Origin of the sequence: Algoriphagus sp. NF, assembly GCF_028823735.1 — a bacterium.
Classification (GTDB): Bacteria; Bacteroidota; Bacteroidia; order Cytophagales; family Cyclobacteriaceae; genus Algoriphagus; species Algoriphagus marincola.
In genome coordinates, this window is record NZ_JAPEIB010000020.1 from 17,951 (window position 1) to 33,081 (window position 15,131).

Below are 15,131 nucleotides of genomic sequence, written 5' to 3' on the forward strand. Positions count from 1 at the left end.
GAGCATTATTTTTTGGCCAAATTATCTTTTAATTCGACCCTACTTTGGATCAAAACCGGAATCTCGGTGTCCTCTGAATCACTCGTTCTATCTCTCGTGTCACTGTGGTCAATCTGTACCGTAACATCAACTCATGGCTAGTAGGTGACTTAGCTTCCAATCCACTAATCACCAAATCAAAGGAATATCCCAAGGTCAGGGAATTATCAGGCAGAAGGGAATATCCTAGAATTACAGAAACTGATTCCTCCCCTCTAAACGCTAAGCCTCCTGTAATCTTATTTTGATGGGTAGCAATAACGCTCACATCATAAGAAAAATTATTGAAAGATACAGATTTCAACAAGAAACTTGGCTCAATTCTAAATTGCCCAATAGGCCTAAATCGATATCCAGCCAATAAATAGGAATGATTTTCTAATGGATTTGCAAAACCTCCATCTCCGAAATCAAAACTTGGACGATTAATATGTCTACTGCTCAATCCAAGATAATAATTCCCTCTATCTAATAAGAGACCTGCTCCAAAATTTAGATTAATTGAATTTTCCTTACCTGAACTAGGCAAGTTAGGCTCAGGATTGACGACAATTAGCTCGCCATAATCAATCGCGCTGGAAAACATTCCAACATAAGCCCCAAAACTGAGTGTAGTACGATTGATTTGCTTGTGATAGCTACCCTGAAGGTTAATCTCTAAGTTACCGGTAGCACCTATTTGATCATTCACCACGGTAAGTCCGTAGCCGATATTTTTGGAATCAAGACGGCCTTGTGCCGTCAATAGTTGGGTAACTGGAGCACCTCCTGTTCCACTGGAAGTGGTGTAATTAGCCCATTGTGAACGATGCAGGGCAGAGAATCTATATCCTCCTTCTTTACCGGCAAACGCCGGATTATAATACATGCCATTAAACATGTATTGTGTAAACTGCGCATCCTGCTGCGAAAATGCATTTCCCCAAAGCAGAAACGAAAGCAAGAATATGGAAGTAAAAATGGATTTCCGTCTAAACCCTAAAGTCATCAATATGTGGTTTTTACAGATCAAAGGACTATTGTAAGGATTTTAACTGAAAAACCACTGATTTTGATTCCGATTATTACAAATTATTCGCTTTTTTAATATAAAGCTCCAAGGCTCCGGTCATGCTAGGTGCATTTGGGAGTGGTGCTTCAATGTCCAAAATCAAGTCTAATTCTCTTACTGCTTCGGCTGTTGTAGGCCCAAATGCAGCGATTCGAGTAGGACCCTGTTCGAATTCAGGGAAGTTTACCTTAAGAGATTTGATTCCTGAAGGACTGAAAAAAGCCAAAATATCATACTTCACATCAGCCAGGTCCGAAAGGTCAGCAGCTACCGTATGATAAATAATCGCTTCAGTGAAGTCAATATTATTTTTAGCCAAATAATCGGGAATGTCATCCTTCCTGATATCAGAACAAGGGAATAAATATTTCTCGTTTTTATGTTTTTTGAAATAATCAAAAAGATCTTGAGCTGTTTTGGTGCCTACAAAAAGCTTTCGCTTCCGGATCACAATGTACTTCTGCAGATAATGGGCAGTTTGATCGGAGATACAAAAATATTTCATATCAGCCGGCATCTCAATTTTGAAATCTTTACAAATCGCAAAGAAATGATCAATAGCATTACGACTAGTGAAAATCACCGCTGTATGCTTCAAAATGTCGATTTTTTGCTTTCTGAAATCCTTGGAGGACACAGGCTGTACCTCAATAAATTGCCTAAAGTCTATCTTGAGATTGTACTTCTCAGCAAGCTGAAAATAGGGAGAATTATCGTTGGTAGGTTTTGGTTGGGAGACAAGAATACTTTTCACGGGTCTTAGCCGGTCCTTCGTAGCTGCACTCATGCTTCTTTTCCTTTATGTTTTGGTTTAATATTGACCGAAATCCATGATCCACTTCACGAGAATCAGGAACGGAACCAGTTCTGCGATGCAAAGGTAAGTAAATAAATGGTATTTCTTAAAGGACAGTTTATTCATCATGGATAGAAACAAAAAAGCAATTCCAACCAAATACATCCAGAAAAACACTTCATAGAACGTCTTCAGAAAAGTCTCCACCTGTGAAAATGTATTCATCAAAAAAAAGAATATCACTAGTAGAAAAACCAGGTTTACCCATACAATGAGCCTCAGCAAATAGAAAAAATGAGAAAACTCCATTCTTCCCAAATCAAACACAAAAGCCGTGATTCGAATACCCACAAACTTCAAGACCGTCAGACCAAATATTAGCATAGCCCCTACCATCCAAATCAACAACAAATCCAAAGCAGTCCCGTCGCTCCAGGCATAGATTAGGTCTTGTCTAAAAAAAATCAATCCAAAAACCCCAGAAAGTGCTGCAAGAATATTGACAATCAATACGAATAATAGGACATCAAAGGAAAAGAACTTCTGAAGACTGCTTCCTTCAGAAAAATCCTCAGCGGTAACCAATCCTCTGGGGCTCAAAACTGAGAAAAACACGTAGGGATATGCTTGTCTGTAGCCTGCTAATAGAAATAGACAAATCAACAAAGCGATAATAAAAAAATCCCGGACCGACTGCCTCTCAAAATCTCTCTCAACCAAACTAGGACTAGCGGTCTCCTTCTTTTGCTCTACTGTAAAGGTTGGGTTTAAGCGCTTCTCCAAAAGAGCCTCAGCTTTCACCAGTTGGTCTCCCAAAAGTCTAATTTGTAGGGAATCAACACCGAATTCCAGTTGATAATCCTTGACCTTTCTGCTAAGTAAAGTATCCTTCTCTGCATAAAACCAAAGCCTCTCTCCCGCAAAAACCATGGTCTCCCCCGGAATCTGCATCACTAGGTAGGCCTCCGGAAACTGCCTGATATCGATCCATTGACTTAATTGATCGCTAGAAGAAAACCAGTTTTTTACCAAGTTTTCCTCCCAATCATTGCTGTAGTCTTCTAAAACCTGCCCATTAGAGGTAATCAAAAAACATAAACTGAAGAGAAAAAGTAAAAGACCTTTTTTAAGCATGTTTCAAAACTGAAAGATATATCCGAAGTGAATTTTTGAAAATTGTAAGGAAAGTGGTTGTTCTTGGGTTTTGCCCACCGCGTAGACAAATCTAAAGATCCCATTTTCCGTCTCAAGATTCAGGCCAGCACCAAGTGAAAACGGCTGAATATTTGGTGCTGCAAAATACGGGTTTTCGATGAAGCCGTAATCGGAAAAGAGAAAAAGGAAGCTATTTGCACCAAAAAAGAGTCGTGGCTCAGCATTCAGGTAAAAATAATCTCTGGCAAAGAAGAAATTTTCATTGAATCCCCGAATACTTTGCAATCCTCCGAGTCGATAAAGATCATTTTGGAAAAGGTTTTCATTGCGAATCAAACCAGCAGCACCCCTGAAATACAAGCCCCAATTTTTCGTGATAAATACATGCTTTTCCCCAAAACCTGATAAAGCATACTGTGGGGTCCTCAGGTCTATCCCCTCGTATGCGAGCGGAGGAATTCCCGTGTTTTGTAAAATTTCCTTGTTTCCTGCCGAAAAAGTCAACTGAATCATGCCTCCTTTCCGTGGGGAAATCGCATCATCCAACCAGTCCATTCGTGCATTAACCCCATATTCTGTCCATCGGAAGTCTGCCAATTCAGGCAAAACCTCCACCTCCGAATAGGCCACCGTACTGATCAAATCACCAGCTTGCCTTCTCACGAAAAAATCAAAATACAACCAATTTGTACTCCGGTAGCCAAAGCGTAATCCCAATTTCCTATTGACAAAGCTTGTATCCTGCTTAAGTAGACTAAACTCTCCTGACACATCAAGGCGGGAGCCAAAAATAAAAGACTCTTTTGCTCTAAGGCTCAAACTTTGGGTCAATTCATTGAATCGCTGCCAGTGTAGTTCCACATCTCGTCCCTTTCCACCTAGATGATACAGTGCCAAATCAAGTTGCCCGGTGACAAGCACTTTGCCAGGCTCGTTTTCATTGGGCAAAACGCCCAAAATACCATCCAAGACATTGGCTTTGCGGTCTTCAAGCCGGAAAGCAGGACTGGCTTTTTGAAGTCTAAAATCAAGCCGAGGCTGTCCCTGAAGCCGAAAATAAGGACTGCGACGAATAGTAGTAAGTGAGCGTTCAATATCCTTTTGTGAAAATGGATCACCGGGATGAATTCCCGTCAAACGCTGTAAATAGGTCTTCTTGGTCACCGAATTGCCTTCAATCTGAACGCTATCCCAAAGAATCAAAGGCCCACTTTGGAAATCTACCTGTCCAAAAACTTGATCTCCATCGCGATTGAGGCTGTCCAATTGAAGGGAGGCAAATGGATAACCTGTCTCGTCTGCCCAATCCAGCACTTCCCCAAAAAAACTATTGACCTCCTCAAAGGAAAGAGCCCCCTTTTTCTCCAAATCTTCTCGCCACTGTGTTGGAAGGCTTTTGGATGTAAGTGCTACTCGATCAATCTTTGGACCTTCATAAATCTCTACCCAAAGTGAATCCCCAGATTCTTGAAGCCGATCAACAGAGGCTCCCAAATACCCATTCGACCGAAGGCTACTTAAGACAGAATCAATGGCTACTTTTCTCCCGAGTGAGTCCCCGAATACTTGCCATCTTACGTCAGTTTTTTCATTAGCTCCCTGCCAACCCAACCAAAAATTGGTTTGGGCCTGGATGGTGCCAAGTAGCCAAAAGGAAAGTAGCAGAATCAGAAACTGACGAATAAACACAGCAGGAATTGAAACACTTATATTTGCAGAATTAAACCTAATCAATTTGGCTGGAATTTACATTCATATCCCCTTTTGCAAGCAGGCCTGTCACTATTGTGACTTTCACTTTAGCACCAATACAAGCCGCTTTGAGGAGATGCTCCGGCAAATAGCTCATGAAGCTGAGTTGAGAAAAGAATTTTTGCAAGGCGAAACAATCCAAACTATTTATCTGGGAGGAGGAACTCCTTCCCTCGCAGAGCCTAATTGGTTGAAGGAGATTTTTGATACAATCAAAGGTAATTTCACCCTTGATCTTCAGGAAGTGACACTGGAGGCTAATCCAGACGACCTGACAGAAGCTAAGCTGGATCAGTGGCAAAAGTTGGGAATAGACCGTCTGAGCTTGGGAATTCAGAGCTTTCAGGATGAAGTACTGACTTTTTACAATCGTGCACATTCTGCAGAAGAATCCATTCAAGCTATTCAGAGAGCTCGAAATGCAGGATTCAAAAAGTTTAGCATGGATTTGATTTATGGTTTTCCACATGCCGATCATTCGATTTGGGAAAAAGATCTAAGCCTTGCTATTGCCCAAAATCCCGGGCATCTCTCCTGCTATGCCTTGACCGTAGAACCCAAGACCGCATTGGGACATTGGACCGAAAAAGGAAAATTCCAGCCTGCTGAGGAAGACTTTGTCGCAGAGCAATTTGAGATGCTACAAATCAAAACTGAGCGCGCAGGATACCTTCAGTATGAAATTTCCAATTTCGCTCTTCCCGGTCAGGAATCTGTCCACAATTCCAGTTATTGGAAAGGTGAGCCGTACCTGGGGTTAGGACCTGGAGCACACTCCTTTGATGGAAAAAACCGAGGTTTCAACCCCTCGAATAATGCCCTTTATCTTAAGGACATTCAAAATGAAAGGATTATCTACACGGAAGATCCTATGGACGAAATCGACCGGCTCAATGAATACTTGCTTACAGCTCTTCGTACTTCTTGGGGAGCTGATTTTGATTTGATCAAATCAACCTATGGAAAAGATCTGAAGGCGGAAAAACGCTCCCATCTGGAAAAATTAGAATCGGAAGGCTGGCTGGTTTGGAATGGAAATCGCCTATCTTTGAGCAAATCCGGGAAGCTGTTAGCCGATAGCATTGCCCAATCATTATTTTATTGATCGATGAATAATTTCACAGGAAGAAAAAAAGATGCCGCTCCATTGGAAGAAGCCTTTCAGGAACTTCTAAAAACCTACAGGCTTGAGGGTAAGTTCCGCGAAAAATCATTGATTCACGATTGGAGTAGCTTGGTAGGGAAAACCATCGGAGATCGTACGCAGTCTGTTTTCATCCGGGATAAAAAACTCTTTGTGAAAATCACCTCAGGCCCGGTAAAAAGGGAAATTCAAATGAATAAGAGTAAAATTCTCCGTCTAATTGAGGAGAGATATGGCGCAGATGTGATTGAAGACCTGGTTTGCCTATAAAATTTTAGAAGTCTCTTATAATTTTTTAACAAAACGAGAGTTACCAAAAAGCGCCTTAGCACTATTTTTCCAATCCCTTTGAGTAATATTGGGATAGCAATTCAATGATCAAGCTGCCCTCAGTACATATCGGAAGGCTTAGCCTGCTACTATCCATTTTGATATGGCTGTCTCTGCTATTTGTGGATTTAGTCCGGCTTTTTGGAGAGATCAATAATCTCAACTCCGGGATTGCTCCAGCTGTGACCTGGACCTTAGAGATTCTATTCTTTCTATCGGTTTACAGTTTTTACACTCGGAATTTTCAGCAAAATGCCAACAATGAGTTTTTGAATCTCATTTGGCGATCCGCCTCCACGGGTATTTTTGCTTCAGCAACTTTTCTGATCATTCAGCTCTTTTACCTTTTCTTGGGTGATTCGAATCTTGCCGAGGAGCCTTTTCTCAAAAACTTCTTTTATCACGTCCATTTTGCCCTGATCACGGTCTTTTTGATTTCCACGACTTTACTCTGGAAAAAACTCATCCTGTACCAAAAGACAAAAAAGGTCGTACAGCAATGGCAAACCTTTGAGATCGGCCTGCTTGTAGCGATGTTTTTTGTTTATTTCACCCAAGACACCTTTGGCTACAGTTTTATTTTTGCCTTTGTCATCCTGACGATTTTAGGTGGGTATTTATCTGTGAATCTTAAATGGATTCCTTACCTGACATATAAAGAAAAATGGAAATCTCTTCTTTTCCTTTCGGTAATTCTTTTGACCTCTATTTATCTTTTCCTGCAGGCAAATGCTTTGTCTGGCGAGCGGCAAATCTATCCGATCAATCTATTGGATAATCTTTTCCTAATTGCGCTTTACGTCTTCGTATTTATTTATTCTCTTTTCAGCTTTTTGGTGACACTGTTCAATCTCCCGACTTCTTCGGTATTTGAGCAAAAGCTCACGGAAGCCATCAATTTTCAAAGGCTCAGTCAGTCGATTCAGCCCGAAGAAAACGAAGAAAATGTGCTCGATATCCTTTTGGATTCTTCGATGAGTGCATCATTTGCAGATGGAGCTTGGCTGGAGATGTATCAGTCCGAAAAAAACGAGTCGATTACGCAGGTTCGATGGATTGAAAAAGAAGAACTTCAAGAACTATCCGACACTTTAGAGTCAAGTCAAGCTGCTCAAGAATGGGCTAGCAGTCAAAAAGCGGATACTCTGGAACCATTTTCCCTGAAAGTCAAAAAAGGAAAATACCAATCGCTTCTATTAGTCCCTCTGGTGATCAACAAGTCCGTAATCGGCCGAATGGTGCTCTGCAAAGAGATCAAGGATGGTTTCAACAAAGAAATGATCAATATCATCAGCACATTTGCCCGACAGGCAAGTATTGCTGTAGAAAACCACCGCCTCCTCAACCAGGCCATCGAAAACGAACGCTACCAAGAGGAACTAAAAATTGCACAACGCGTACAAAAGGCATTGCTTCCTGATCGGCTGGATCATCACAGTTCATTTGAAATCTGTGCTTATTCCAATGCTGCTGATGAAGTGGGAGGTGATTATTATGACACCTTTCAGCAAGCTGAAGACCGATATGTCCTGATTATTGGTGATGTATCAGGAAAAGGAACCTCTGCCGCTTTCCACATGGCTCAGATGAAAGGAGTCTTTCAGAGCTTGATTCAGCTCAATCTAAGCCCGGGCGAGTTTATGATCAGATCCAATGCTGCACTCAGTAAATGTCTGGAGAGAAATCACTTCATCACGGCATCAGTCTTTGAAATCAATACCTCTCAAAAGCTCATTCGCTATGCGCGGGCTGGACACGTCCCCACCTTGTACTTCAATGCCAAGAGTCAAAAAGCCACCTATTTGGAATCCGGGGGGCTAGGATTGGGAATTTTAAGAAACATGCAATATGAAAAGCACGTTGATCAAAAAGAATTCACCTATCACGAGGGAGACGTAATGGTGCTTTTCACAGACGGGATCATTGAAGCTAAAAATCAAAAAGCTATGCAATTTGGCTTCGAACGAGCTAGAAGCCTGTTGGAAATCAATCATTCTTTAACTCCAAAAGAAATTCAAGCTATGTTGATCGATACGCTCCACAATTTTGTAGGTGGAAATGGGCTTATCGATGACGATTACTCGATGATGGTAGTGAAATTCAATTAATTATGAAAATATGCTGACCATAGATACACAAATTGAAAATACACATCACATTCTGACTCCTTCTGGGGAAATCGATGCAAGTAATTCAGTCCAACTCGACGAATCGATCCGTCATCTTTCAGAAAGCGGAGCCATATCCATTCTCGTAGACGGCACTCATATTGATTACATTTCCTCCGCAGGCCTAGGAGTTTTCATGTCCTATTTGGAGGATTTTCAGGAGAAAGGTGTGTCGTTGAAAATCTTTGGACTAAAACCCCGTGTCTATGAAGTCTTCCAGATACTTGGATTAGATCAATTGATATCAATATTCCCGGATAAGGAATCGGCCTTAGCCCAGTAATCACTTTATGAAGCAGAAGATTCAGCTTTCCTGTCAAACTTCGGCCCTCGCTGAATTAAGGCGCTTTCTCGAGCGGCAGCTCGAGTCGACAAGCCTTTCAGAAAGAGACCGACACCAAGTCACCTTGGCAGTGGAAGAGGTATGTGCCAATTTGATTATTCATTCCCATAAGTGTAATGGCCGGGATCATATATTTTTAAGCATGAATGATTTACCCGATCGGATCGTTTTTGAAATAGAAGATCAAGGGGAGGCTTTTAATTTATTACAATATGAGGCTCCGGATATTCAGCGGGTCATATCCGAGAAGCGAAAAGGCGGTCTTGGCATTATTTTGGTAAAAAAGATCATGGATGAAATCCAATTTGAAAGTCATCAGGGTACCAATACCTGCAGGCTGATCAAATTTTTTCAATCCTAATTCATGTTAAAAGCAAGAGTGAACAGGCAATTCACTCAAAATCATCCTATTTTTGTATCATTGCAGCAAAATTGAAAGCAATCTCATTCATGACTAATCGGTCCCTTTCGGAGTCCATATTTATATTTTTGGCTTTTTGTACGATATCACTGACCGCTACCCATCCTGTAGCCGGACAGGATGCTACCTTGCTAAAAGTCGGAGATCAGGAAGTCCCTTTGAACGAGTTTATCTACTTGGTAGGGAAAGGAGCCACTTCTGAAGGCAATTCCATGGGCCTAACCCGGGAAGAATTCGAACAAAACCTAGCCTTATTTATCAATTACAAACTGAAAGTAGTCGAAGCGGAAGCTCAGGGACTACATCAGACAGAAGAGTTTGAGCGAGAGTTTGAGTCTTTCAAAGAAAACTTGAAAGCTCCATTCCTGATAAAAAACTCCCTGGAAGAAGGTGAGCTTCGCAAAGCTTACTCCCGAATGCAGGAAGTCATTCGAGCAAGTCATATTTTGCTTCGCTTTCCTCCCAATGCCAATACCGATGATTCCATTGCAGTGCTGAAGATGGCTCTCAAGCTAAAGGAAGAAATTGAGCAAGGCGTTAGCATCAATGAACTTGCTAAAGAGTATTCAGAAGATCCTTCTGCACAAAGCAATGAAGGAGATCTCGGCTATTTCTCTTCCCTTCAAATGGTACAGCCTTTCGAAGATGCGGCATTTATGCTTCAGCCTGGAGAGGTATCTGATCCGGTTTTGACCAATTTTGGATATCATATCATCCAAGTCACTGACCGCAGACCTAATCCCGGACAGGTCAAAGTTTCTCATATCCTTGTTCGAGTGGATGAAGAAGATCCTACATCGGAAGATCGGGCCCGCAGAAAAATATCTGATGTCTACGCCGAAATCCAAAAGCCAAGTACGCTATGGAGTGATATCGTGAAAAACTATTCCGAAGATCCTGCTACTAGTCAAAAAGGTGGCGAATTACCATGGTTTTCTGTTGGGAATATGATTCCTGAGTTTGAATTAGCAGCGTTTTCACTAAGTGAGATAGGTGAAGTATCCCCTCCGATAAAAACCCGGTATGGCTATCATATTTTGAGACTGGAGGACAGAAAGAACTTGGATAGTTTTGAGCAATTGGAACCTATGATTCGCTCTCGGATTCTGCGCGACTCTCGCTCAAGCATGATTCATACGCAGGAGCTTGCTATTCAGAAAGCCCGCTATGGTTTTCAGGAAAATGAGCCTTTGGTTTCACTACTGGAAAGCAATTTAAACTCAGTCAGTCCTTCAGAGTTTCAATCCAAAATCGACGAATTAGGAGAACGGAGCAGCGTACTTTTTACAGCTGGTGGACAGGAGTTCATGATTAATGATTTTATGGCATTTATTGCTGCTGAGGAAAGAAGACTTCCTCCAAATGCCCAAGCATTTGATGTTTGGTTTGACCGCTATTCCTCTAAAATACTATCCCAACTCGAGGAAAAGGATCTCGCTGAAAACAACACAGAATATCAAATGCTCTACAAAGAATATCGAGATGGTATTTTGCTCTTTTCTTTAATGAATGAGGAAGTATGGCAAAAAGGAATTCAGGATTCGGTAGGACAAAGACAGTACTTCAAGGAAAATCGCGAAAACTATCAGTGGAAAGAACGTGCCGAGGCTTTGATTGTAAAAGTATTGGACTTGAATCGGGTCAATGAGGCGAGGACCTTTTTAAATGGGAAAACCTACTCAGAAGAATTGGTCAATAACTTCCAAACCCAAATTGCAGATCAGTATCCCCTCGCCTACCAAATAGAATCTGGTCTGATGGAAATTCCTGACCAAGCCGTCCTTTCCCGCATGGATAAAAATCTTTCCTATCAAGAAATCGAAATCGACGGGCATTCGCACCTAGTCCTTACCGGTGAAATATTCCCCGCAGGGTCTAAAGAATTCGAAGAAACCCGTGGAATTGTCATTCGGGACTATCAAGAGTACCTAGATGAGCAACTCATCAAAAAACTCCGCTCTAAATATCCTGTGGAGATCAACGAAACCATCAAAGAAGAAGCTTTCGTAGCACTTAACCAATAATTCAAAAGCATTCGTTTTACATCTACAATGAGTAAACTTAAATACACCCTACTAGCCTTCAGTTTTATTCTTTCCCTCAATTCTTCCTTTGCACAGGACGACCCTACCTCAGGGCAGGTGTTGGATAAGATTGTAGCCAAAGTAGACAACAACATTATCCTAGAGTCTGATGTGCAGCGAACTTTCATTGAAGCCATCGCGCAATCTCAGCAGGGAATCACTCCTCCTACCCGATGTGAGGTATTCGAAACCCTACTGGTAAATAAATTAATGGTGGCGAAAGCCGAGATCGATTCAGTAATTGTAGCTCCTGCAGAAGTGGAATTGCAGACTGAAAATAGATTCAGCATGGTATTGCAGCAGATTGGAGGAGATGAAAATATGATCCTTCAAATGTACGGCAAAACAGCAGATCAACTGAAATCAGAGATGTACGATCTAATCGAAGAGCAGATGGTCGTACAACGTATGCGGGATAAAATCACAGAGGGTGTGACGGTTTCTCCAGCAGAGGTTCGTGCCTTCTTCGAAAGTATCCCAACTGATTCGCTACCTTTCTTTTCTGCCGAAGTGACGGTAGGTCAGATTGTCAAAAAGCCTGAGGTCAATGAGCAGACCAAACAAAAGATCTACGATCAATTGCTAGGCTTTAAGGAGGATATTTTGGCTGGAAGAGCAGACTTTGCAGACTTGGCAAGAAGATATTCTGAAGACCCAGGATCAGGAGCTCAAGGAGGTGATTTAGGATTTTTTGGAAGAGGTCAACTAGCTCCTGAGTACGAAGCAACTGCATTGGCCCTCAGACAGGGAGAAATCAGTGATCCAGTAGAAACACAGTTTGGTTTTCACATGATTCAGCTTCTTGAGGTAAGAGGTGCCACTTACAATACCCGACACATTCTGATGGTGCCTAAAGCCACCGAAGAAGACATCCAAAGAACTGAAAGATTTCTGGATAGTCTACGGACGGAGATCATGGAGGGCAATATTGAGTTTGCTAAAGCAGCCAAGGAAAACTCCGATGATAGAGCTACTTCAGACAACGGAGGCTATTTTACCGATCCAGGTACTAGTTCAAACAGACTGACGCTCCGAACACTTGAAGATCCTGTCTTATACTTCACAATTGATAGCATGGAGGTAGGTACAATTACCAAACCCATCCAATTCGAAGATCCAAGAGAAGGTACCAAGCTTCGAATCTTATATTATCAAAACAGATATCCTGCTCATCGGGCTAATCTGAACGATGACTACGAAAAAATGAAAGCTGCCGCGCTCCGAAAGAAAGAAGATGATCTTTTGAGTGTATGGTTCGTAACGGCGAAAGAAGATGTCTTCATCGATATTGATCCGGCCTACGACCGCTGCAATGCCCTTGCAGGTAGGTAGAATTTGAAAAGGCCGGACTTCCGGCCTTTTTTTATTTTTTAGAAAAAAGGGATTTGAATGCCAATCCCAGTTGACGGAAACCTTCGAGGAAAAAGCCTTTGGACTCCTTCAGTCTTGGCTCGTATTCTTCTTTCTTTTCTTTGAATTCTCGCTCGAGCATTTCCTTGCCTTTTTTGAGTTCTTCTTCGAGCGTAGTTTTATTCTCTCGCAACTCAGATATCTTCTTTTCGATTTCTTCCTTGACCTCTCCTCCTGCTTCTGTGCCTTTTGCAATTAGCTCCTCTATTTTCTTCCCTACCTCTTGTAGGGTTTTCTCGATATCACTGATACCGCTTCTTTGATCTTCCATGATGCTAGGGGTTTAGATGGATATAGTAAGTTAAAAAATTCTTTGCATCTCTTGTGTTTTATCAAACCAAATAATCGCTTGAGTCAATCATAAATCCCATAGAATCAAGCGAGTGTCAATCCATTGGAAAATCAGACAACAAATATGATTATCCATTTTACTGCAAGTTAGAATGGCATCACAGCTAAATTAAACGGAAAGTTTGAGCATTTCAGAAGCTTCTTTCTTCCTACTTCCAGCTAAATAAGATTTAAAAATAAGGCGAGAATCTATTACCGATAAACAAAAAATCAAACATCAGACTCAATGGACTCGCCCGCTTGGGTCTGCTTTTCATAAAGCTCCGCATAGGCACCTCTTTTGTCCATCAGCGTTTCGTGTGTTCCTTGCTCGATAAGTTCTCCGTCATCCAATACGATGATGTGATCGGCTAGCTTTGCGGAGGAAACTCGATGCGAAATAATCACAGAAGTGCGATCCTTCATGATCTTTTTGAGGGCGTTGAGAATGGCGTTTTCCGTTTTAGTATCGACCGCAGAAAGACAATCGTCCAAGATCAGGATTTGAGGTTCTTTTGCGATAGCCCGCGCGATCGAAACTCGTTGCTTTTGCCCACCGGAAAGCGTAATACCTCGCTCGCCTAGCATGGTGTCAAAGCCCTTGGTGAAGTCAACAATATTATTGTACACGTCCGCATCTTTGGCAGCTTGCTCGATGATCGCTTTATCCGGATGATCTATCCCAAAGGCAATATTATTCCCGATTGTATCAGAAAATAAGAAGACGTCTTGAGGTACAAAGCCTATGTTTTTCCTTAGATACGAAATATCAAAAGATTGAATCGGCTGATCGTCAATAAGGATTTCTCCTGAAGAAGGATCATACATGCGCATCAGAAGATTTGCAATAGTAGACTTCCCAGAACCTGTAGTTCCTATGATTCCAAGAGTTTTTCCAGCACCGATCTCGAAACTTACATTCTTCAGAGCTTTGACTTCTGTATCCGGATAGTCGAAGCTCAAGTCTTTCACGGTAATTTTTCCTTTGACAGGTATCTCAAGATTTTCCGTGCTACGGATATCATTTTTCTCATCCAAAAACTCATTGATACGTGTCTGAGAGGCAGCCGCTCGCTGTACGATACTTGTCACCCAACCTAGTGAAGTCACCGGCCAGGTCAGCATATTTACATACAAAATAAACTCAGCAATGACCCCATAACCAATCTCTCCATTGATCACCTGTAGACCTCCGATATAGACCGTGATGATGGTCGAAATCCCCACCAAGGCCATGATCAAAGGGAAAAACAGGGCGTTTACTTTAGTAAGTCGGATGGACTTTTCTTTATAATCCTCACTGGCAGTCGCAAAATCCCGAACGCTGTCATTTTCCCGCACAAAAGCCTTTAGCACTCGGATGCCTGAGAAAGCTTCCTGCACATAAGTGCTCAGTCCGGAAAGGCTACGTTGAATTTTCTCTGATCGCTCATTGATCAAATTATTGACAAAATAGATGGAAACAGAAAGTACCGGAAGCGGAAGAAGGGAATACAAGGTCAATTCAGGATTGACAGAAATCATGTAACTGATGACCAAAGGAAAAAGTATCAGCAAGTTCATCCCGTACATGATAGCAGGCCCTAAATACATCCGAACGCGACTTACATCCTCGGTGATTCGGGCCATCAGGTCGCCGGTGCTGTTTTTTCTGTAAAAACTGAGCGGAAGGCTTTGGTACTTTTCGAAAATCTCATTCTTCAGATCATACTCTACTCTCCTAGACATGATAATGATGGTCTGACGGATAAGAAAGAGAAAAAAACCTCTCAAAAGTGCCATTACCAAAATCAGAAGTCCGAATATGAAGACAAACTTGAGGAAAACTTCCTGTGCTTCTTCCCCCATTCCTCCAAGCTGAATTGGCTTAAAAATGGAAAAACTTTCCACCACATAATCTATGGCCAAACGAACCAACTGCGCAGGAATAATTACGAAGATGTTTGAGATCACCGTAAAAAAAATCCCCAAAAGCAACAGGCCCTTGTATTTGTATAAATACTTATTAAGTCTCCAAAGTGGTCTCACCAAATAAAAGCTTTTGAAATTAGAAATCTATTCATGAAACTTGGGCGAATTATTCCTTTGCTCGCTGATAAAAGTATTTA

At 41.7% G+C, this 15,131-nt stretch carries 13 protein-coding genes; 7 read left to right on the forward strand and 6 right to left on the reverse strand.

The annotated features are described in order from the left end of the window. Nucleotides 1-49 precede the first annotated feature (49 nt). The 4 genes from OU792_RS10880 to OU792_RS10895 form a co-directional block, all read right to left on the reverse strand. Entirely contained in the window at nucleotides 50-1,027 is a 978-nt protein-coding gene (locus tag OU792_RS10880) for a PorP/SprF family type IX secretion system membrane protein (protein ID WP_051260903.1), read from the reverse strand. Nucleotides 1,028-1,103: 76 nt separating this feature from the next. Then, a complete protein-coding gene (locus tag OU792_RS10885) occupies nucleotides 1,104-1,877 on the reverse strand; it encodes a uroporphyrinogen-III synthase (RefSeq protein WP_024283734.1) in 774 nt (257 codons plus the stop codon). Between the two features lie 24 nt (nucleotides 1,878-1,901). After that, nucleotides 1,902-3,020, reverse strand: a complete 1,119-nt coding sequence (locus tag OU792_RS10890; RefSeq protein WP_274670181.1) for a DUF4271 domain-containing protein — start codon at nucleotides 3,018-3,020, stop codon at nucleotides 1,902-1,904. A gap of 3 nt (nucleotides 3,021-3,023) precedes the next feature. Further along, the gene (locus tag OU792_RS10895; RefSeq protein ID WP_274670182.1) at nucleotides 3,024-4,775 is read right to left on the reverse strand and encodes a POTRA domain-containing protein; all 1,752 of its coding nucleotides are present in this window, start codon (nucleotides 4,773-4,775) and stop codon (nucleotides 3,024-3,026) included. A 1-nt stretch (nucleotide 4,776) separates the two neighbouring features. On the opposite strand from OU792_RS10895, the gene hemW reads away from it, so the two are divergent. The 7 genes from hemW to OU792_RS10930 all read left to right on the forward strand — a co-directional run bounded on the left by hemW (nucleotide 4,777) and on the right by OU792_RS10930 (nucleotide 12,615). Then, on the forward strand, nucleotides 4,777-5,898 hold the full coding sequence (hemW, locus tag OU792_RS10900; RefSeq protein ID WP_134199464.1) for a radical SAM family heme chaperone HemW: 1,122 nt from the start codon (nucleotides 4,777-4,779) through the stop codon (nucleotides 5,896-5,898). Between the two features lie 3 nt (nucleotides 5,899-5,901). Continuing rightward, nucleotides 5,902-6,207, forward strand: coding sequence for a DUF721 domain-containing protein (locus OU792_RS10905; protein WP_026947621.1), 306 nt, complete (start codon nucleotides 5,902-5,904; stop codon nucleotides 6,205-6,207). 104 nt (nucleotides 6,208-6,311) lie between these two features. Then, nucleotides 6,312-8,375 (forward strand): GAF domain-containing SpoIIE family protein phosphatase, encoded by a 2,064-nt coding sequence (locus OU792_RS10910; protein ID WP_134199462.1) that lies wholly within the window; start codon nucleotides 6,312-6,314, stop codon nucleotides 8,373-8,375. A 10-nt stretch (nucleotides 8,376-8,385) separates the two neighbouring features. Then, the gene (locus OU792_RS10915) at nucleotides 8,386-8,718 is read left to right on the forward strand and encodes an STAS domain-containing protein (RefSeq protein ID WP_134199460.1); all 333 of its coding nucleotides are present in this window, start codon (nucleotides 8,386-8,388) and stop codon (nucleotides 8,716-8,718) included. Between the two features lie 7 nt (nucleotides 8,719-8,725). Next, entirely contained in the window at nucleotides 8,726-9,139 is a 414-nt protein-coding gene (locus tag OU792_RS10920; protein WP_134199458.1) for an ATP-binding protein, read from the forward strand. Between the two features lie 89 nt (nucleotides 9,140-9,228). Then, the gene (locus tag OU792_RS10925) at nucleotides 9,229-11,223 is read left to right on the forward strand and encodes a peptidylprolyl isomerase (protein ID WP_274670183.1); all 1,995 of its coding nucleotides are present in this window, start codon (nucleotides 9,229-9,231) and stop codon (nucleotides 11,221-11,223) included. Nucleotides 11,224-11,250: 27 nt separating this feature from the next. After that, nucleotides 11,251-12,615, forward strand: coding sequence for a peptidylprolyl isomerase (locus OU792_RS10930; protein ID WP_134199454.1), 1,365 nt, complete (start codon nucleotides 11,251-11,253; stop codon nucleotides 12,613-12,615). A 31-nt stretch (nucleotides 12,616-12,646) separates the two neighbouring features. Here the strand turns inward: OU792_RS10930 and OU792_RS10935 are convergent, their stop codons facing one another. Beyond that, nucleotides 12,647-12,964: a hypothetical protein gene (locus OU792_RS10935; RefSeq protein WP_024283744.1), complete on the reverse strand. Its 318-nt coding sequence runs from the start codon at nucleotides 12,962-12,964 to the stop codon at nucleotides 12,647-12,649. 290 nt (nucleotides 12,965-13,254) lie between these two features. Beyond that, nucleotides 13,255-15,051, reverse strand: a complete 1,797-nt coding sequence (locus tag OU792_RS10940; RefSeq protein WP_274670184.1) for an ABC transporter ATP-binding protein — start codon at nucleotides 15,049-15,051, stop codon at nucleotides 13,255-13,257. Between the last annotated feature and the right edge of the window lie 80 nt (nucleotides 15,052-15,131).

Bases quoted from the DNA above. Each gene is read 5' to 3' on its own strand.
- OU792_RS10880 (WP_051260903.1), bottom strand. From the start codon at position 1,027: ATGACTTTAGGGTTTAGACGGAAATCCATTTTTACTTCCATATTCTTG.
- OU792_RS10885 (WP_024283734.1), bottom strand. From the start codon at position 1,877: ATGAGTGCAGCTACGAAGGACCGGCTAAGACCCGTGAAAAGTATTCTT.
- OU792_RS10890 (WP_274670181.1), bottom strand. From the start codon at position 3,020: ATGCTTAAAAAAGGTCTTTTACTTTTTCTCTTCAGTTTATGTTTTTTG.
- OU792_RS10905 (WP_026947621.1), top strand. From the start codon at position 5,902: ATGAATAATTTCACAGGAAGAAAAAAAGATGCCGCTCCATTGGAAGAA.
- OU792_RS10910 (WP_134199462.1), top strand. From the start codon at position 6,312: ATGATCAAGCTGCCCTCAGTACATATCGGAAGGCTTAGCCTGCTACTA.
- OU792_RS10915 (WP_134199460.1), top strand. From the start codon at position 8,386: ATGCTGACCATAGATACACAAATTGAAAATACACATCACATTCTGACT.
- OU792_RS10920 (WP_134199458.1), top strand. From the start codon at position 8,726: ATGAAGCAGAAGATTCAGCTTTCCTGTCAAACTTCGGCCCTCGCTGAA.
- OU792_RS10925 (WP_274670183.1), top strand. From the start codon at position 9,229: ATGACTAATCGGTCCCTTTCGGAGTCCATATTTATATTTTTGGCTTTT.
- OU792_RS10930 (WP_134199454.1), top strand. From the start codon at position 11,251: ATGAGTAAACTTAAATACACCCTACTAGCCTTCAGTTTTATTCTTTCC.
- OU792_RS10935 (WP_024283744.1), bottom strand. From the start codon at position 12,964: ATGGAAGATCAAAGAAGCGGTATCAGTGATATCGAGAAAACCCTACAA.